The 18692-nt window shown below is 63.9% G+C and carries 13 protein-coding genes; 7 read left to right on the top strand and 6 right to left on the bottom strand.

Annotated features, from left to right (window positions below; genetic code table 11):
* The first annotated feature begins 289 nt into the window (after positions 1 to 289).
* From NZU74_19095 to rpmG, 5 genes are all read left to right on the top strand, one after another.
* Complete coding sequence (locus tag NZU74_19095; GenBank protein ID MCS6883441.1) at positions 290 to 1861, top strand: DEAD/DEAH box helicase; 1572 nt, start codon at positions 290 to 292, stop codon at positions 1859 to 1861.
* A 132-nt stretch (positions 1862 to 1993) separates the two neighbouring features.
* Entirely contained in the window at positions 1994 to 2854 is an 861-nt protein-coding gene (locus NZU74_19090) for a kinase/pyrophosphorylase (protein ID MCS6883440.1), read from the top strand.
* Positions 2855 to 3093: 239 nt separating this feature from the next.
* Positions 3094 to 3867, top strand: a complete 774-nt coding sequence (locus NZU74_19085) for a lipase (protein MCS6883439.1) — start codon at positions 3094 to 3096, stop codon at positions 3865 to 3867.
* A gap of 211 nt (positions 3868 to 4078) precedes the next feature.
* Entirely contained in the window at positions 4079 to 5248 is a 1170-nt protein-coding gene (locus tag NZU74_19080; GenBank protein ID MCS6883438.1) for a TRC40/GET3/ArsA family transport-energizing ATPase, read from the top strand.
* A 112-nt stretch (positions 5249 to 5360) separates the two neighbouring features.
* Positions 5361 to 5525, top strand: a complete 165-nt coding sequence (gene rpmG, locus NZU74_19075; protein ID MCS6883437.1) for a 50S ribosomal protein L33 — start codon at positions 5361 to 5363, stop codon at positions 5523 to 5525.
* A gap of 5 nt (positions 5526 to 5530) precedes the next feature.
* Here the strand turns inward: rpmG and NZU74_19070 are convergent, their stop codons facing one another.
* Positions 5531 to 5890: a hypothetical protein gene (locus NZU74_19070; GenBank protein MCS6883436.1), complete on the bottom strand. Its 360-nt coding sequence runs from the start codon at positions 5888 to 5890 to the stop codon at positions 5531 to 5533.
* Positions 5891 to 6158: 268 nt separating this feature from the next.
* Positions 6159 to 8357: a glycogen debranching protein GlgX gene (gene glgX, locus NZU74_19065; protein ID MCS6883435.1), complete on the bottom strand. Its 2199-nt coding sequence runs from the start codon at positions 8355 to 8357 to the stop codon at positions 6159 to 6161.
* A 211-nt stretch (positions 8358 to 8568) separates the two neighbouring features.
* Between glgX and NZU74_19060 the strand changes: the two genes are divergently transcribed.
* The gene (locus NZU74_19060; GenBank protein MCS6883434.1) at positions 8569 to 9342 is read left to right on the top strand and encodes an exodeoxyribonuclease III; all 774 of its coding nucleotides are present in this window, start codon (positions 8569 to 8571) and stop codon (positions 9340 to 9342) included.
* 266 nt (positions 9343 to 9608) lie between these two features.
* Here the strand turns inward: NZU74_19060 and NZU74_19055 are convergent, their stop codons facing one another.
* From NZU74_19055 to NZU74_19045, 3 genes are all read right to left on the bottom strand, one after another.
* The gene (locus NZU74_19055; GenBank protein ID MCS6883433.1) at positions 9609 to 9836 is read right to left on the bottom strand and encodes a hypothetical protein; all 228 of its coding nucleotides are present in this window, start codon (positions 9834 to 9836) and stop codon (positions 9609 to 9611) included.
* Positions 9837 to 9953: 117 nt separating this feature from the next.
* Positions 9954 to 12086, bottom strand: a complete 2133-nt coding sequence (locus NZU74_19050) for an ATP-binding protein (protein MCS6883432.1) — start codon at positions 12084 to 12086, stop codon at positions 9954 to 9956.
* 489 nt (positions 12087 to 12575) lie between these two features.
* The gene (locus NZU74_19045) at positions 12576 to 16211 is read right to left on the bottom strand and encodes a GAF domain-containing protein (GenBank protein MCS6883431.1); all 3636 of its coding nucleotides are present in this window, start codon (positions 16209 to 16211) and stop codon (positions 12576 to 12578) included.
* Between the two features lie 374 nt (positions 16212 to 16585).
* Here NZU74_19045 and NZU74_19040 point away from each other — a divergent pair, with 374 nt between their 5' ends.
* Complete coding sequence (locus NZU74_19040; protein ID MCS6883430.1) at positions 16586 to 17056, top strand: hypothetical protein; 471 nt, start codon at positions 16586 to 16588, stop codon at positions 17054 to 17056.
* A 165-nt stretch (positions 17057 to 17221) separates the two neighbouring features.
* Here NZU74_19040 and NZU74_19035 read toward each other — a convergent pair.
* Positions 17222 to 18692 (bottom strand): DUF11 domain-containing protein (locus tag NZU74_19035; protein MCS6883429.1); only part of this gene is annotated, 1471 nt, incomplete at its 5' end.

Raw genomic sequence — 18692 nt, 5'->3', positions numbered from 1 at the left:
GACGCCCCGGCCCGATGTGCACGGCTGTCCGGGCTATGCCCTTTCGAACCGTCGCTGGATAACTTTAGTCATCCAGGCAGGCTCGACGCCAGCGTCACTTGCGTAGTGGTAATAAATATAAACGACGACGGAGCGACGATTTGCATCTTCTGAACGTAAAGAACCGTCCGGTTCAGGGCCTGGTCACCCGGCTGCAATAGCTCGTGCTATAATTAATAAGCGAACGCTGACGTAACTCGGTTGTTCGCGCAGTTGCGCCAGAGCATACAGAAAGGTTCCTGTTCCGCTCATGACCACCTTTGAAGCCCTTGGGCTGAGTGAGACGCTGCTGGCTTCGCTCCGCGAGCTTGGCTACGACGAGCCGACGCCGATCCAGGCGCAGGCCATTCCCGCCATGCTTTCAGGGCGCGACGTCATCGCCCAGGCCCAGACCGGCACCGGCAAGACCGCCGCTTTTGCCCTGCCCATTATCGAGCGGTTGCAGCCCACGCGGGCGCCCCAGGCGCTGGTGCTGGCTCCCACTCGCGAGCTGGCCATGCAGGTAGCCGAGGCGGTCTACCGGTATGGCAAGAGCCGCGAGGCTCGCGTGCTGCCGGTCTACGGCGGGCAGCCCATCGAACGGCAGTTGCGCGCCCTGGAGCGAGGGGTGCAGGTGGTGGTAGGCACTCCCGGCCGCATCATGGACCACATGCGCCGCGGCACGCTGGTGCTCGACGCGATTCGCACGGTTGTGCTCGACGAGGCCGATGAGATGCTCGATATGGGCTTCGCCGAGGACATCGAGTACATTTTGCAGTACACTCCTCCGGAACGGCAGACCGCCCTCTTCTCGGCCACAATGCCCGAAGCCGTACAGAGTCTGGCCCGGCGCTACACACGCGATCCGCTGCACATCAGCGTGGTCAGCGAGACCCTGAGCGCTCCGCGCATCAAACAGGTTTACTACGATATTCTGCCGCGTGAAAAGCTCGACGCCCTCTGCCGCGTGCTCGATGTCGAAACGCCCGCCTCGGCGATCATCTTTTGCCGCACCCGCGCCGAGGCCGACCAGCTCGGCGAGAGCCTGCAGGGTCGGGGCTACCTGGCCGAGGTGATCCACGGCGACCTGAGCCAGGCCATGCGCGACCGGGTGATGAAACGCTTCCGTGAGGGACAGATCGAACTGCTGGTAGCCACCGATGTAGCCGCTCGCGGGCTGGACATCCCCGATGTGAGCCACGTGATCAACTACGATGTGCCGGGCGACCCTGAGAGCTACGTCCACCGCATCGGTCGCACCGGGCGCGCCGGGCGCGCCGGCGTCGCCATCACGCTGATCACTCCCCGCGAGCGCCGCCAGCTCCAGCTTATCGAACGAGCCACCCGCACGCGCATCCAGCCGGCGAAATTACCCACCCTGGCCGACGTGGCCGCCCGACGGCGCGAGGCCTTCCGCGAGGCCCTCCGCGAGGTGCTCGCCAATGACAATCTTGACCCCTACGTGCTGATGGTCGAGGAGATGACCGAAGAGCACGATGTCACCGAACTGGCTGCCGCGGCCTTCAAACTGCTGCTCAACGAAGTCGAACAGGAGGATACGCTGGTTAGCGTCGAGGGCGACAGCGCTGGCACCGAGGCCGGTATGACGCGCCTGTTCCTAGATGTTGGCCGCTTTGATCGCATCCGCCCCGCCGATATCGTGGGCGCGATTGCCAATGAGGTGGGCCTCTCCGGCAAGCAGATCGGCGCGATTGATATTTACGACCGCTTCGCCTTCGTCGAGGTGCCTTCGGATCAGGCCCAGCGCGTGCTCCACGGCCTCGCCGGAGTAACCCTGCGCGGCCGGCGCGTGCGGGTGTCGCTGGCCAAGCCGAAACGCTGACGCCCGCGCTGCGCCGGGCCCCGCTAGGGGCAAGCCCGTTTCTCCGGCGCCTCCTGACCGGCGTCAGGACGAGGCGCCCGCCCGGTGGGCGCAGCCTGGCGAAACCCGGCGTTATGAGCAGAACGAGTGCCTATGGATGACGGCCAGCCAACTGGCGCGAATACCCCGCCGCTGTACATTGTCTCAGGGGGTGCGGGAGGCGTGGCAGCCGAGGTTGCACGCCTGGTGCTGACCCAGTTCGAGGGCGTTGACGTGCCCCTGATCGTGGTGCCAAACGTGCACGATCCGGCCCAGCTTACCCAGGTGGTAGCCCAGGCGGAAGCCACCAACGGCACCATCCTGCACACCCTGATGGAGCCGGACTTGCGACGCGACCTGGTGCGCAAGGCTCGTGAGCGCCATGTCTACGAGATTGACCTGGTGGGGAGCGTGCTCTCGCGTCTGGCAACGGTGCTCGGTCGCGAGCCGGTGGGCAAGGGCGGTCTCTACCGGCAGCGCCGCTCGGCCTACTTCGAACGCCTGGAAGCCATCGAGTATGCTATGCAGCACGACGATGGCGCGCGCCTCAGTGATCTGAGCGACGCCGAAATCGTACTGGTCGGGATCTCGCGGGTGGGCAAGACGCCCCTGAGCATGTACCTGGCCGTGCTGGGCTGGAAGGTGGCGAATGTACCGCTGGTGAAGGAGGTCGCGCTGCCCCAGGCCCTCCTCGACATAGACCGCCGCCGGGTCATCGGCCTGATTGTTGACGCCGAGCAGATCGCCGCCCGGCGCCGCTGGCGCCAGCGGCGCTTCGGCGCTTCAATGGGCCAGAGCTACATTGACTTCCAGGGCGCCGAAGAAGAGGTCGAATGGGCCCGGCGCCTCTTCCGCAGTCATGGCTGGGCCACTGTTAATCTGACCAACAAGTCAATTGAAGAAGGCGCTGACGAGATTATCGCCCTCGTCACGCGCTGGTTCAAGCATGACGGCGCTACCTCCAATCCGTTCTAATGGCGAATACCGGATTATCTTCTTAATCTCCATTAGCCGCCGGGCAAGGGGTGTCGGCAGAATGTTCCGTGGCCCCGCCGCCGAGCCTCTCCCCTCCCTCCTGCCCCGTGAGCATGCTATACTTCTAAGGTGAAAATAGGCCCCGCACGGGAGACGTTGCGAGCGTTGCATCTGCCCGCGAACATCCTCCCCTTTCCACCGGGGTCGTTCATCTGACCTGTCGCTGCACGAGAGAAACGATGAGCGAGACCCTGAGCGCTGAGCCGATACTCATCGTCGGCGGCTTCGGCAGCAGCGCCCCTCAGTATGAGACCCTGCGGCGCCACCTGGCTACAGCCAGCGGCCGCCCGGTCAGCATCGCGCCGATTGGCCTGCTCGACTGGGCCAGCGTCATCCCCAGCGATAGCTACGGCGCCCTCTTGCGCATCATTGATCGGGCCGTGCGAGCAACCCTCGCCGCGCATCGCGCCCGCCGCCTGACCATCGTCGCCCACAGCGCCGGTGGCATCCTGGCGCGCATTTACCTGGGCGACCGGCCCTACGGCCCCCGCGGGCTGGTCTACAACGGCTTCGAGCGCGTCAGCACCCTGGTGACCCTCGGCACGCCCCACAGCACCACCCGCCGCGGACGTCTGGGCGGTCTGAATCAGATCGCCTTCGCCGAAGCGCAGTACCCCGGCGCCTACTGGCGCTTCATCCGCTATGTCAGCGTAATGGGCAAAGGCGTCTTTGGCAATCGTGACGGCTCCCCGATCGAACGGAGCGCCTGGCAAAGCTATACCCTGATTACCGGCGAAGGCGCCCAGTGGGGCGATGGGGTCGTGCCGCTCTCCAGCGGCTTGCTGGAAGGCTCGCGCCGCGTGATCATCCCCGGCCTGCGGCACGATCAGCGCCCCGGCCAGCCCTGGTACGGCGCCAGCCTGGCTATCGTCCAGACCTGGTGGGAACAGGTAGAGCTTGCGGAACGTGCGCCCACTCCAGGCCGGCGCCAGTGGTCGCCCCGTGAACCATAGCCCGTCCACCTACGTAACAGTTCCACAACTTTTCGGCTACGGTTGTTGCGTGAAGGTGCATCGCCGTGTACTATACGTACACAGTGTGCCCTGGTGCAGTTCGAGGCGCCCTGTTCAGGCATCAGCACGACGCCGACCGCATCCAGATGCGTCGCGCCAGATCCGCGATCGAACGTCCGCGATTGACCATTGCACGAGAGACAGGTCCTGCATGCGTATCTTGTTCTACACAGGTAAGGGCGGTGTCGGCAAGACCAGCGTGGCTGCGGCTACAGCCCTGCGCTGTGCGCAACGCGGCTATCGGACGATTGTCCTGAGCACCGACGCGGCCCATTCGCTCGGCGACTCCCTGGGCGTTGACCTGCGGGCCGAACCCATGCCGGTGCTGCCCAACCTCTGGGCCCAGGAGATTAACGCCCTCCACGAACTTGAATCGAGCTGGGGGGAGGTCTCGCGCTACCTGTCTGAACTCCTCGCCTGGCAGGGGGTCGAAACCATCGCTCAGGGCGAGTTGTCGGTCATCCCCGGAACGGAAGAGCTGTTCAGCCTGCTCCAGATCAAGCGCCATTATGACGAGCAGAAATACGACGTGATTGTCGTTGACGCCGCGCCCACCGGTGAAACCTTGCGGCTCCTGTCGCTGCCCGACATTATGCGCTGGTGGATCTCGCGCCTTTTCCCTATCGCGCGGGCCTTGCTCAAGGTGGTGCGCCCGGTGGCCAAGCGCGTCACCGATATGCCCATCGCCGAGGATGAAGTGCTGGCCTCGGCCCAGCAGGCCATTGACGCCCTGGTTGATGTGCGCCACATCCTTACCGATCAGCAGGTGACGACGGCGCGCATTGTAATGAACCTGGAGAAAATGGTCATCCGCGAGGCGCAGCGAAGCCTCACCTACCTCTCGCTGTTTGGCTACGCTGTGGACGCGGTCGTGATCAACCGCATCCTGCCCGCCGATGTGGATCGCCACTTTGCCGCCTGGCGCGCTATGCAACAGGAGTACGCTCCCCAGGTCGAGGAGATGTTTGAGCCGTTGCCCATCCTGCGCGCCCCCCACTTTGACCGCGAGATTATCGGCCCCGATCTGCTTGACCAGCTCGCTGATCGCCTCTTCCACGATCGCGATCCCGCCGAGTTTTTCTACCGCGGTCCTGTGCAGCGCGTTGAAAAGATGCACGACGGCTACGATCTGATCGTGCCCCTGCCGTTCGCCTCGGAGGACCAGATCCATCTCGCTCAGAGCGAAGACGAACTGCTGATCTCCGTGGGCTGGCACCGCCATCGCATCGTGTTGCCGCAATCCCTGGCGCGGCTGCGCGCGCGAGACGCCTACTTCGAGAACAGCGCCCTGCGCGTGGCCTTTCGCAAAGATAGGGCGTGATACGCAACAGGGCCGTGAGCTGCCCCCTTGCTTGATGCTGGCCAGTGTGCTACAATTTCGGCCAGTGCGCCGCTCGGGCGGCGTTTTGCTATGTTAAGAAGGATTGAAGGGTATGGCTTCGAAGAAAGGTAATCGCATTATTATCAAACTTAAGAGCACCGAGAGCGGCCACACCTACACGACGATGAAGAATCGCCGCAACGATCCGAGCCGTCTCGAGCTGCGCAAGTATGACCCGATCGTGCGCCGCCACGTGATCTATCGCGAGACCAAATAGCCCTCTCACGGAACCTTGCGTCGGCGCATCAGCGCCAGCTCCCCCTGCAGGCGGTCCCGCTCGGCGAGCAACTCACGATAGGCCGCTTCGGCTGCGAGTTGCGCCGCGCGGGCCGCATCGCGTTCGGCGATCAGCACTATCATCCGCCGTCGCAGCGCCAGCAGATCCTGTTCGGAGCGAAAAGCCTGGCTACGGGCCTCAACCGCTTCCCCGCGCCGGGCGACAAGCTCGCCCTGCAGCCGATCTCGTTCGCGGCGCAGGAGAGCCAGTTCATTGAGCATCAGGCTAAGCCGCGGAACCACTATCCCTCCAGCAATAAGCACCCCCAGGAACACTCCCAGAAGCACAGCGATAACCGCAAGCACGTCCCCCCCTTTCTCTCTGCGGCGGCCACCGCGACATATTGCCGTGCCAGAAAGGTGCTGCTTGTCGAAGTGCGAAGCATGGTAAGAACGTTGCGCAGAACACCAATGCAAATATGAACGCGATTGTACTATTTTACGCAAGAAAAGCGAACATGAAACCATGCTAAAGCAAAATTTTTGCCAATTACTGTTGAAAACTGCCCATGCGTCCCCGCTCTCGTTGAGACACCATATCTCGAAAATGTAAAATCCAACATCCGCAATGCTACTATCCCCGCCCTGCCGCAACCGTCTTTTTCGCCGGCGCTGTCTGCGCGGCCGGCTGAAGGGCGGCCTTCTGGCTGCTGGCGCGTTCGGCCAGCATCACCAGCGAGCGGGGCTGGATGTGATAGATTTCGCTGCTCGGCACTCGCTTGCCGTTCTGCTCAAGGTCGGCAGTGTCAACCAGCACCTCCCAGAGCGGATCATCGGGCCAGTCGGGCAGGATGAAGGCGATCGGCTCATGACCGGCGTTGAAGAGGATGAGAAAGACATCATCGTGGATTGCCGCGCCCTGCTCGTTCTGCTCACGCATCACGCGGCCGTTGAGCAACAACCCGAAGCAGCGCAACTCGGGGTTGTTCCACAGGGCGGGGCCAATCTCCTGCCCGTCAGGACTGAGCCACTCTACATCGTATTCCACTCCGGCGGGCGTCAGCGGCCCCTGGAAGAAATTGCGCCGACGCAGCAGCGGATGCCGCCGCCGCAGCGCGATCATGTTCCGGGTGAAGGCCAGCAACTCCTCGGCCTCCGGATCGGGTGACCAGTCAATCCACGAGAGGCTGTTATCCTGGCAGTAGGCATTGTTGTTGCCCTGCTGGGTGCGGCCGCGCTCATCGCCCGCCAGCAACATCGGCGTGCCCTGCGAGAGGAACAGGGTTGCCAGAAAGTTACGCATCTGCCGCAGGCGCAACTCGCGGATGGCCGGGTCGTCCGTCGGCCCCTCGACGCCGCAGTTCCACGAGTTGTTGTGCTCGTCTCCGTCGCGGTTGTCTTCGCCGTTGGCCTCGTTGTGCTTCGTGTTGTAACTTACCAGGTCGCGCAGGGTGAAGCCGTCGTGCGAGGTGACATAGTTGATGCTGTGGTAGGGCCGGCGACCGTTGTGCCGGTACAGATCCATCGAACCCATGATCCGCGAGGCAAACTCGGCCGCCTGACCGGCATCCCCCTTCCAGAACTTGCGCACATTGTCGCGATAGCGGCCGTTCCACTCCGCCCATGGCGAGGGAAAGCGCCCCACCCAGTAGCCGTCGGGGCCCAGATCCCACGGTTCGGCGATCAGTTTGACCTGGCAGAGCACCGGGTCCTGTTTGATCATATCGAAAAAGGCGCTGGGACGGTCGCCTTCGGCAACCCCGCGGATAAGGGCGCGCGCCAGGTCAAAGCGAAAACCGTCCACATGCATCTCCTGCACCCAGTAGCGCAGGCTGTCCATCACCAACTGCAACACGCGCGGGTAGGCGGTGTTCAGACTGTTGCCGGTGCCGGTGTAATCGAGGTAGTAGCGCGGATTGTCGGGCACGAGCCGGTAGTAGGCGGCGTTGTCAATCCCTCGAAAGCACAATGTCGGCCCCAGTTGATTGCCCTCGGCAGTGTGGTTATAGACTACATCGAGGATCACTTCGATGCCTGCGGCGTGCAGGTTTTTGACCATCTGCTTGAACTCGTTGACCTGCGCGCCCGGTTCGCTCACACTGGCGTAGCGCGAATCGGGCGCGAAGTAGCCCAGAGTCTGGTATCCCCAGTAGTTGACCAACCCCCTGTCAATCAGGTGCTGATCATCAATAAAATGATGCACCGGCAGCAACTCGACCGCCGTCACCCCCAACTGCTGCAAATAGGCGATCACCGGCGCTGACCCCAGAGCAGCGTAGGTGCCCTGGAGCTGGGGCGGCACGTCGGGGTGGCGACGCGTAAAACCCTTGACGTGCAGTTCGTAGATCACCGATTCGTGCAGCGGAGTATTTGGACGCCGATCATCGGCCCAATCAAAGCGCGGGTCAATGACCACCGAGCGCAAGGTATAGGGGGCGCTGTCGCGCTTGCCGATCGTCAGGTCGGTGTATGGGCTGCCGATGCGGTAGCCGTAGAGCGCATTGTCCCAGCTCAGGCGCCCATGGAACGCGCGGGCGTAGGGGTCTACCAGCAACTTGTAGGGATTGAAACGATGCCCGTGCGAGGGGTTGTATGGGCCATACACTCGATAGCCGTACAACTGCCCCGGCCCAAGGCCGGGCACGTAGCCGTGCCAGACATCCTCGCTGCGTTCTGGAAGCGCCAGACGCACCGACTCACGTTCAGCGGCCGGGCCATCGAAGAGACACAATTCAACCCGCGTGGCATGGGCCGAGAAGAGCGCGAAGTTCACCCCCTGTCCATCCCAGGTGGCGCCCAGGGGGTATGGCTTACCAGGCCAGATTGCGGACATGCTCGGCTCCGATCAAGAAAATACCGCTGACTGGAGGCGACGGGGCAGCAGAGTTTCCCTATGACCCCCGTCTGATGGAAGGGTTAGAGACCGCTTCGCTCTCGCTTACCCTCCTTTGTTTGCCAGACCTGGCATGGCGGCCTCGCGCTCACGTCGGATATGATACCATAGGCGGGCGGAGGTCATCCGAGCATACAGCGGTAGAAGAGCCATGCCCCCGATCCGCATCACCTCCTGGAATGTGAACGGCATCCGGTCAGTTGCGCGCAAGGGTCTGCTGGAATGGCTGGCGCGCTGCTCCGCTGACATCGTGGCCTTCCAGGAGATCAAGGCTGCACCGAAGCAACTTCCAGCGCCGCTGCGCGAGCCACGGGGCTATCATGCCTACTGGCTGCCCGCTGAACGTCCGGGCTATAGCGGTGTCGCCACCCTTACTCGCGTCGAGCCTGAGGAGGTGCGCGCCGGGTTAGGCGATCCGGCCTTCGATAGCGAGGGCCGGGTACTGGTCACGCGCTTTCCGGCCTTCACTCTCTACAATGTCTATGTGCCCAGCGGCACCAGCGGCCCGGAACGGGTGGCCCATAAACTCGCCTTCACCGAACGCCTGAGCGCGGTTCTAGGGGCCGAACTCGCCACCGGTACGCCCCTGGTTGTCGTTGGCGACCTCAATACCGCCCACGAAGCGATTGACCTGGCCCGCCCGCGCGAAAATCAGCGCACCTCGGGCTTCCTGCCCGAGGAACGGGCCGCCCTGAGCGCCCTGCTGGCGCGCGGGCTGGTGGATAGCTTTCGCCACCTGCATCCCGATACCGTTGCTTACTCGTGGTGGACGCTGCGGGCCGGAGCCCGCCAGCGCAACATCGGCTGGCGCATTGACTACGCCCTGGTCTCAACCAGTCTGGCGCCGCGGCTGCTCGCCGCAGAGATCCACACCGAGGTTGAAGGGTCGGACCACTGTCCGGTCAGTGTGGTGCTGGATGTGTGACGCGGCTCGCTTCCTCACCCGGACGCCCCGGTTTGACCGTCACGCTACACGTTCGCCTGCTTGAGGTGGGGAGGTGGGGAGGTGTGGAGATGTGGAGGTGTGGAGGTAAAGGCCGGATTATCTAGCTCGTTTGAACCGTGCGGCCAGGAGGCGCCATCTGGGCCCTTGCCCCCGACGCCGGGCAACACGGCGCCCTTCCGACCATCGTCGCCACAACGCGAGTGATGGCCAGTACTGCTACCGAGTGGCGGCAGACGCGCCATTGGTCAGGCGCAACGCGCCAGAGTCGGGTTCCACGCGGGCAGATGCGAGGTCTGCTCGGGCGGCAGGGACCGATCGGCGATCAGCGCCGCGGCAAGCGCCACGGCTGCCGACACGCCGATGCGCTCGGCGAGAGCCTGGGTCGCCAGGCGCGCGGCGAGCGGGTCATCCTGCTCGATCGCGAGGAACAGATCGGCGACGAGCTGGGCGGTGAGCGGTACGTGATGCCCCATAACCTCCATCCTTCCACAACAGCATGTGCTGTTCCTACAGCATACTCGATGGCGTCGTTGATCGGGTCGCTTGCTGGTTGGAGATCCGGCTACTACGCGTAACGGTTTTTCCACGCGCTATTGTGCAACGGGCGCTGAGGGCGCCTCCGGCCTCCACAATGGCAGGCGCACGGTGAAGGTGCTGCCGCTTCCCTCCACACTCCGCACCTCGACCGTCCCGCCATGGCTTTCGACAATCTCTCGCACGATGAAGAGACCGAAGCCCATGCCTCTGATCTGGCGCGCCTCGGCATTGGAGGCCCGGAAGTAGCGCTGAAAGAGGCGCGGCAACTCGGCCTCCGGGATGCCGATGCCCTGATCAGAAACGCTCAGCAGCGCTTCGTTCTCGCCGCGCTGAACGATAATGCGGATTTCACCGCCTCGCGGGCTGTACTTGACCGCATTATGCAAGAGATTCTGCACCACCTGCTCCAGCCGCAGTTCATCGCCGGCCACCAGCACCGGTTCATCGGGCAGATCCAGACTGATCACGTGGCGAATGAGAGTCGGGGTCAGTTCTTCGGCTAACTGGCTGGCGATGCGGCACAGATCGACCGGCAGCCGCGGGATCACCAGACGACCGCGCTCCAGACGGGACACGTCAAGCAGCATAGCGACCAGCCGGTTGAGGCGCTGGGCCTGCGCCAGGATGATGCGCAGATTGCGGCGATTAACCGCGTCCAACGTGAAATCCTGCTCGGCGCGGCGCAGCAGCAGTTGGGCGTTGCCCAGCAGCACCGCCAGAGGGGTCTTGAGTTCATGGGCCGCCGTCGAGATGAAGCGGTCGCGCTGTTCCACTGCCGTCTCAGCGGCCGCGCGCGCCTGCCGGACCTCCTCGTAGGAGCGCGCGGCTGCGATAAGCATGGCGCAGCGTCGCGCCATTTCCTCGATCACCGCCACCTCTTCGCTGATGTAGCGCCGTCCTTCTTCCACTGAAACCGCCGTCATCGCGCCGATGCAGCGCCCCTGGGCGATCAGCGGCGCGATCACGCTGGTCGCCGGCCGTAACTGTTCGGGAAGCGTTCCCTCGTCGGCGGCGGAGAAAAGGGAGGCGTCAAGAAGAGTCCGGGCCTCTGCCACCGCCTTGGCGACGGGGTGCGCGTCGCCGGATCTTGCCAGGGCTTCAGGACCGAACCAGATCGCCAGTTGCGCTTCAAGCGCCTGGTCGCGATGGGCCGCCGCGACCAGACGCAACCCCTCGCGCTCGTCCTGAAGATGGATCATGCCGTAATCGGCCAGATCAGGGAAGAGCGTGCGCACCACGTCACCAAGCACGCCCGCATCCGGCGAGGCGGCCAGCAGGCTTCCCGCCGCGGCCAGCACTCGCTGGCCAATCTCGCTGCGCTTGCGCTGCGAAATGTCCGTCACCACGGTTCCCACGCCGAGCAGGTTGCCGTCAGCGTCACGGACGGGATAGTAGTTCACCAGCGCGTACTCGCGCCGACCAGAGACCATCACGCTGATCTCCAGGTTGACGATCGGTTCGCCAGTAGTCAGCGCCATCTGCCACCAGCGCTCCCACTCGGCGCCAATGTCGCCAAAGATCTCTGAGGGGCGGCGGCCAAGATGCTCTTCGACCGCGCGGCCGTTCATCGCTGCCAGGGCGCTGTTTACGCGCACGTAGCGGAGATCGCGGTCGGCGAAGGCCAACCCCACCGGCGCAGATTCGATGACCGTGTCGAGGAGCGCCAGAGCCTCGTACATCAGGCGTCGGGTCTCGCCCTCTTTCCGGGTCAGTTCCTCGCGTTCGGCCACGAGGCGGGAGTATTGCGCGGCGCTTTCTTCGAGCGCCTGGCGCTGTTGCGCCAGGCTTGCGCGCAGATCGGCGACCTCGATAGCATTACGCACCGTTAACCATACCCGTCGCGGCAAGCTGCCGCGCACCACATAGTCATACGCGCCGCGTTGCAGCGCTTCGCAAACGAGAGGCGAGGACTCTTGATCAACCAGCAGCAGAATCGCGGGCGCCGGGGGCGCCACCGTCTGAAAGGCGCCTGCCAGCGCCACCCAATCCGTATCAGGAAGCGCGTCGCTGATTACGACACAGTCCGGACGGAGATCGCGGCACCGCTCCAGAGCCTGGTCGCTGCGCTCGGAAAGCACGATGGCATACGTCTGATCTGGATCATCGGCCAGATCCTGCTGGAGCGCGTCACGGTCGGCCACGCTGGCGCTAACGAGGAGGAGAGTGCGCGGTCGAAACGTTGTCATGGATCACCTGCTGGTTTTGCCCCTATCGGGCAGGCGTGGCAAGCGGCATGCTGCACGGAGCGCCGGTCTATCGGGGTTGTTTTGGGAACCCTGCAGGCACACAAACGAAGCCTTTCTAGAGGTCAAAAGAAGCCCGTCGCTCCGGTGGGCCGCCAGGCGCCTCCCCGGTGGTGACGAGCTCCATATCACGGTACGAAGCCAATGCCTGGCGTAGTTCCAGGCAACCTGTTGGGTCATCAGCGCTACGCTGGCCAAGCTTCGATAAGCCATGCGCACGCTGGAATTGAGCTGGGGAAAAGGTTTACGGCTATTTTACGTCGGAGAGGTGCAAGGAGATGCACCTGTGCAGGCTCCCGCCAGACTGGTTTGCTGGAATGCTTTCTCTGAACCATCTCTAACGGATGGTATAAACGAGCCCGACAGCCTGAATCGCACCTCCACTGCTCCCCACCTGCGACGGACTGGTTATGCGGAACCCCGGAGCAGGGGTTAACTCTGAACACCCGAGTCTGAAGCATGCGCTACATCGTCCCTGCTCGCCACAGGCAACGTAAAATGGAACGTGCTGCCCTTGCCGGGAGCGCTTTCAACCCAGATCCGCCCGCCGTGGGCCTCAACCACGAGCTTGCAGAAGGTCAGACCCAGACCACTGCCCTTCTGGCGCTGATTGCCGGCCTGCGCGAACTTGACAAAGATCGTCTCCAGATCACTTGCTTTAATGCCGATACCATTATCCCTTATGCTAAACCGCACCAGCGACGGCTCATGGAGGCTGACAGTGAGCAGCACCCGTTCGTCGGCGGGGCTGTATTTTACCGCATTATCAAGAAGATTTTGCAACACACGCAAGATCAACTCCGCATCGGCGCAGACGCGAGGCATGTCAGGATCGCACAGGACCTCAATGGTGATGCGTTTGTCCTGCGCGATGGGGCGAACCGTTTCCAACGCCCGCTGGACAAGAGGAGCGACCTCTATGCTGGACAACTCGATCGGCATGGCGCCATCTTCGAGCCGGCTAATATCCAGCAGCATACTGATCAAATTAAGCAGGTTCTGCGCGCTGGCAAGACAGATCTTCAGAATCTCGCGCTGTTTATCCGAAACTCCGCCAACGACGCCGCGGAGAATCATATCAATCGAGGTAATGATGCTGGTCAGCGGGCTACGCAGATCGTGAACCATCATGCTGGCCAGATCCTGACGCAAGCGTTCGGCCACTTTTGCCGCGGTAATATCGCGCACGGTGAGGAGAATTGGCCAGCCTGGACCAGGTGCAGCCATTTCGCGATGCGCCAGATCTCCCTCATTGGTTACGCGCAGCACCGTCCACTCCAGGGCCTGGAGGCCCGGCCCCGGGCCATTGAACTGGCCCACCACAAAGCTGTCACGCCCGCCGGCCACTGCGGCGAGGCCATCGGCCAGCAGCGCAAACTCGTGGGGCGGAAACGGCGCCGTCGCCTGCCAACGCTCTAGAATCTCGGCCATGGGCATGCCTGTCAGATCGGTCGGAACGCTGGCCCACGTCTCGACAGAAGCCAGATGGTAGAACGCGCTATTGACCACGGCGACCTGCCCGGTCTCATCTACCAGGAGCATACCCTCGCGGGTAGAAGCCATAATCGAGGCAAGTTGATCGTGGCCCCGACGGACCTGGGCGAGCAAATGCAGACCATCAATCGCGGAAGCGGCCTGACTGGCAAAGAGCGCCAGACTTTCGACATCGCCCGTGTCGGGCAGGCCGGCCTCGAAGCCGATGCAGATGGCGCCAAGGGTGGTTCCCGCGCCACGCAGGGGCACGGCCAGCATCCCCTCATGATCCGGGGCCGGCAGGCGGCTGAGGGGCCGGCGGGCCATGCTGGCCTGGCGCGCGAGCTGTTCCGCCTCGGCAACCGCGGTGCACGGCGCCCCGGTATGAAAGGCCCGTTCGAGCGCCGGAGCCGCAGGATCGGGCAGAAAGACCGTCGCCCAACGGGCGCCGCTCATCTCCAGCATGCCGCTGGCGGTAAGGGCAAGGATCTGCTGGGGCGAACGCAGGGTGGTGCTCAGGGCGCGCGCGAAGCCGTTGAGCGCAGTCATGCGGCTCAGATTGTGCTGTTGGGCCGCGTACAGGTAGGCGTTCTCGATAGCCGAAGCGGCCTGGTTAGCAAGGATCTCGAGGATCTGCACCTGCTCGGGACTGGGACGTAGACCGTCCTCAGGGTCGCCAAGGGCCAGCGCGCCGAGCAACTCGTTACGGCTATTCCGCAACAGACAGACCAGCACATCGCCGTTCCGCCAGATTTCGCGGGGAGGCGTCTCTGCCGTAGCCGCGACGGCGCTCACCGGCGTCGGAAATGGCCACAGCTCGAGCTCGGCGCCGGTTCCATCCTCGATCAAGTAGGTCAGACTGCCCCGCGCGTTCTCTGCGCGGAGGAGGGCGCTGAACTGCGCCAGCGTCACGAACGGCGCCGACGACGGCTTAGCAAAGCCAGCGACCGCAGCGAGGCGCAGTGCCGGCTCAGTAGTGCGCTGCCGCTGCACGAGGGCCACACTTGCCAGCCGAAAGCCGGAACTGGCGCTCACAATCTCGGCAATCTGGCTGGCCAGCACATCCGCCTGCTGCTCCACGCGGAGCATATTCGAGGCGCGCAGAATGGCCCGTAAACGTTCATTGCTGCGATCCAGCTCCTGGGCGCGCCGGGCGAGGGCGCGATCAACCGAGGCAAAGCGCCGCGCGTTCTCCAGGGCGATCATCGCGTGATCGGCCAGCGCCTCCAGCAGGACGCGGTCGTCCTCAACGAAGGGTGCGTTGTCGTGGCGATTGAGCACCTCGATCACACCCTTGACCCCATCAATCCCATGCAACGGCACGGCCAGGATCGAACGGGTCTGAAACCCGCTGTCGCCATCCATCGCCCGGTAAAACCGGCCGTCGCTCTGCGTATCGTTCACGATGGTTGGCTGTCCGCTGCTGACCACGTAACCGGCCACCCCCTTGCCCGCCGGCAGGCGCTGCCCTAGAAGCCGGTGCCCGGCAGGGCCGGCCGCGTAGCGGAACTCAAGTTCGCCGGTTTGCTCATCGAGGAGCAACAGGCTGCTCTCTTCGGCATCGAGCAAGACCGGCGCCTGTTCCACGATCAGCTCGATGACGCGCTCGGGATCGAGACTGGAGGTAAGGCGGCGGGTAATCTGGTTCAGGGCCTGGCGTCGCCGCACTTCCTCAACGGCGCGTTCGTGGCGCAGGGCCACATGGACGATGCCCGCGGCTTCACCGGCCAACCAGTGCAACAGTTCACGATCCTCAGGGGCCAGGCGCAACTCGGGGCGATCGCTAAACACCACCAGCACTCCCAGCACCGTGCCGCGATCCTGCAACGGTAGCGCGTGCCAGGCATATGACGTCGGCAGACCGGGATGAATAACCGGAGTTACCCCCAGTTCGTTGCACGCATACAGGTAATTATCAGTCTCGATGGCCTGACCCATCTCGATGGCCTTGCTGCTGAGACCGGCCTGAATGCGCCAGAAAAGCCTCGGGCGCTCGGCGCGAGTAGGGGTGAGCAGGTAGCGCATCTCGACCCATTCGTTCCCCCGGTAGCGCAAAGCCCAGTACACCACCGGCATACCGCAGGTCTGCTGCACCAGGGCTGTCAGGTCCGCCAGGAGCGCATCGGTGTCCCCTTCGCCGCGTAGCAGGTGCAGCCGTTCACGCAGGCTCGCTCGCCGTTGTTCCAGCGACGGGGGCGCTATATGCTGCGCGCCCTGCAGGGCCAGAAAGGCGGAGGCGAGCAGGGCTGCGAACAGCTTAAGCCACTGTTCTCGCTCCGGGCTGAGATATTCGGGGCGCACGATCAACCGGCCAACGACCTGGCCGGCAGCTTGCAGGGGCAACGCCACCTCGATGAACGTTCTTTCCGATCCGAGCGCTCCGTGACGGGTGCGTACCAGCAATGCGTCATTCACCTCGGCCTTCACCGGGACGTCAGCCCAGACCAGGCTGCTCGTGGCCTCGGGAAAAGCCTCAGCCAGCAGCATCTCCGCCCGCCGCTCCAGATCGCGCAGATTAGCGGCATGGGTCAACTCTACCAGCCGGGCAGTGTTGAGAGGCGGATACGGGTATGGCGCTGCGGGGATCTGGCTCATTATTAGATAGCTACAACCACTTAGCGGCTCGTCCGGCAGTTTCGTCGAATAGCGCACCGGATGCAGCGGGTGATAACCTGATTTTAACTCATCCTTTTTGCCTCGTCTACGTGAGTAAATTGTGAAATCAGGACACGTACGGCTTTCGCCTCTGGTAGTCGGTGCGGCATAGCCGCCGACAAAGGTGGTTTTTTGCGCTATGCCGCCAAAATCAACACCCTGGCTCGTGAGGCCTGCGCGGCAGATTCTGCGCTGTTCCTGCAATGAGATCTGACGGTTATGTCATATCCCTCACGGTTGACGCGCGGAGAGGCGACTGTTATAATCGCCGTCGCTTCCGCATCCTTGCCGCTCCTTCGGAGGCGCATCGCCATATGGGGATCTTCAGCTATCTCACCACGCCTGATCCTGCCTTTGGCCCCCTCGCCTGGACGTTCTTTATCATCCAGATCCTGGGGGTAGGCGCTGGCGCGTATCTGACCTTCCGGCATACCGAACGCAACCCCGCCCGCCAGACGTTCATGCGCCAGCTCGGGATCGCCCTGATGATCCTTGGTGGGGTAGGCGTGCTCATCGGCGCTCTGCGCCTGCTGAACGTCCCTGTGTTCAATCAGCGGATCTGGTTCTGGATCCAGGCGCTGATCGAAGCTAGCGTCGCTGGATATGTCGTCTACTATATGCGCAGCGTGCTGCCGGGCCTTGAACGCGCAGCTGTTGCCAGGGGCCGCGGCGCGCGTCCCACGCCAAAGGTCACTACCGGTGATACCAGCGCCGAGGCGCCACGGCCGGTTGCCACTACCGGACGGCGCGAGGCGCGCCGCGAACGGAAGCGTAAGAGCCGTTAGCCAATCGAACCTCCAGGTTGCCGCGGGTCGGTTACCAACATAGTAAAGTGCGGGGCTGGAAGCGTTTCTTGCACTTCCGGCCCTTTCCTGTTTTCCTGTAGACAGGCAGGGGTGCGGGGAAACCGGGTTTCCCCACACCCCTTGCCAGTCCAGCAACCGGATCCCTCACCGTCTCAACAGTGGCAGGTAGACCTGGAAGCCTCCGCTGAGACCGCCAGCGAGCCGTACCGGACCGTAGACGGTCTCGTCGCCGTCGGTCTCCACCTCCACGAGCCAGTACCAGTAATTTCGGCCCGCTTCGGCGTCAGTGTCAACCACGCGGTAGCTTGCGCCGCCGGTCGCGTTGCCCCGGCTCACCACCTCGGCAATCTGGATCGCCCCGGCGCGCGTCGCCGTCTCGCTGCGGTAGATCCGGAAGTGAGCCGTGTCAATCTCGATCCCTGTGGTCCAGCGCACCACCACGCCCTCATCGGCGCGCGTGGCGCTGAAGTGCACCAGGGTGACGGCCGTGGGGCTGAACGGCGAGTTCACCGTCGCGCTGTTGTTATCGGGCGTCGGATCGCCGCCGTTGGCCCCATCATCGCTGATGCTGGCCATGTTCACGATCACGGTCACACCGGGAGGCACGGGATCGTCCACAACGACGGTGAAGGTCACGTCGCCGCCGGTTCCCGCGGGCACGCTGCCCAGATTGAAGAGGCAGGTGCTGCCCGCCGGAGCGCCATCCCGGCAACTCCAGCCTGCGCTGCTGCCTGCGGCGCTAAAGCTGGTATTGTCCGGCACGGTCTCGCGGATGACCACTCCTGTGGCCTCCTGGTTGCCCACATTGCGGTAATCCAGCCGGTAGGGCAGGGGGCGCCCCGGCATTGGCGCGACGCCGCCCGTGCTCTTGCTCAGGCGCAAGTCGGGCGCCGCAGACACCGGCGTGGAGTCGCTGGCCTGATTATCGGCGGAGTCGCGGTCGGGTCCCCGCGCGCCATCGTCGCTGATACGCGCCGCGTTGACCACCTCGGTCACCCCCGCTGGCAGCGGGTTGTTCACCCGCACCACGAAGCTGACCGTGTCCGAAGCGCCCGCAGGGAGGTCGCCCACGGTGTAGACGCACTCGCTGCCCGCGCTGGCATCAGGGGCGCAGGTCCAGCCGGCATTCTCGGCCAGACTGGCGTCGAAACTGGTGTTCAGCGGCACCCGCTCGCGCAGGGTCACTCCGGTGACATTAATGCCACCGGTGTTGGTATAGGAGAGCAGGAAGCGGATCAGGCCACCTGGCTCGGCGCTGGCCCCGCCGTCGCTCTTGGTCAGCGCCAGGTCGGGCCGCACGTAGTCGGTGTCGCTGGCTGTATTGTTGGCCGGGGTCGGGTCAGCGCCATTGGCCCCGTCGTCGCCAGCGGCGGCGACGTTGATGATTGCTCCACCGGGGTCAACGAAAGGATTGGCTACCTGCACGGTGACGGTGCGAACAACCTCCGCGCCGCCAGGCAGGTCGAAGGGCGGCCAGGCAACTACCCCCCCACTCTCCGTGCCGCCGTCGCTGGCCTCCACGAAGCTCACACCAGCGGGCAGCGTATCACGCACCTCCACTCCCGTGGCCCCGCGGTTGCCCACGTTGCGCACGCGCAGGGTGTAGGTCAGCCTT

It is taken from the genome of Chloroflexaceae bacterium (genome assembly GCA_025057155.1).
Classification (GTDB): Bacteria; Chloroflexota; Chloroflexia; order Chloroflexales; family Chloroflexaceae; genus JACAEO01.
Note: the sequence above shows the minus strand (reverse complement) of the source record. Positions and strands in the feature narration are given on the sequence as shown.

Excerpts from the sequence above, each read along its gene's own strand:
- rpmG (MCS6883437.1), top strand. The coding sequence starts at position 5,361 with ATGGCTTCGAAGAAAGGTAATCGCATTATTATCAAACTTAAGAGCACC.
- NZU74_19050 (MCS6883432.1), bottom strand. The coding sequence starts at position 12,086 with ATGACAACGTTTCGACCGCGCACTCTCCTCCTCGTTAGCGCCAGCGTG.
- NZU74_19060 (MCS6883434.1), top strand. The coding sequence starts at position 8,569 with ATGCCCCCGATCCGCATCACCTCCTGGAATGTGAACGGCATCCGGTCA.
- NZU74_19090 (MCS6883440.1), top strand. The coding sequence starts at position 1,994 with ATGGATGACGGCCAGCCAACTGGCGCGAATACCCCGCCGCTGTACATT.
- NZU74_19085 (MCS6883439.1), top strand. The coding sequence starts at position 3,094 with ATGAGCGAGACCCTGAGCGCTGAGCCGATACTCATCGTCGGCGGCTTC.
- NZU74_19045 (MCS6883431.1), bottom strand. The coding sequence starts at position 16,211 with ATGAGCCAGATCCCCGCAGCGCCATACCCGTATCCGCCTCTCAACACT.
- NZU74_19040 (MCS6883430.1), top strand. The coding sequence starts at position 16,586 with ATGGGGATCTTCAGCTATCTCACCACGCCTGATCCTGCCTTTGGCCCC.
- NZU74_19055 (MCS6883433.1), bottom strand. The coding sequence starts at position 9,836 with ATGGGGCATCACGTACCGCTCACCGCCCAGCTCGTCGCCGATCTGTTC.
- NZU74_19080 (MCS6883438.1), top strand. The coding sequence starts at position 4,079 with ATGCGTATCTTGTTCTACACAGGTAAGGGCGGTGTCGGCAAGACCAGC.
- NZU74_19095 (MCS6883441.1), top strand. The coding sequence starts at position 290 with ATGACCACCTTTGAAGCCCTTGGGCTGAGTGAGACGCTGCTGGCTTCG.
- glgX (MCS6883435.1), bottom strand. The coding sequence starts at position 8,357 with ATGTCCGCAATCTGGCCTGGTAAGCCATACCCCCTGGGCGCCACCTGG.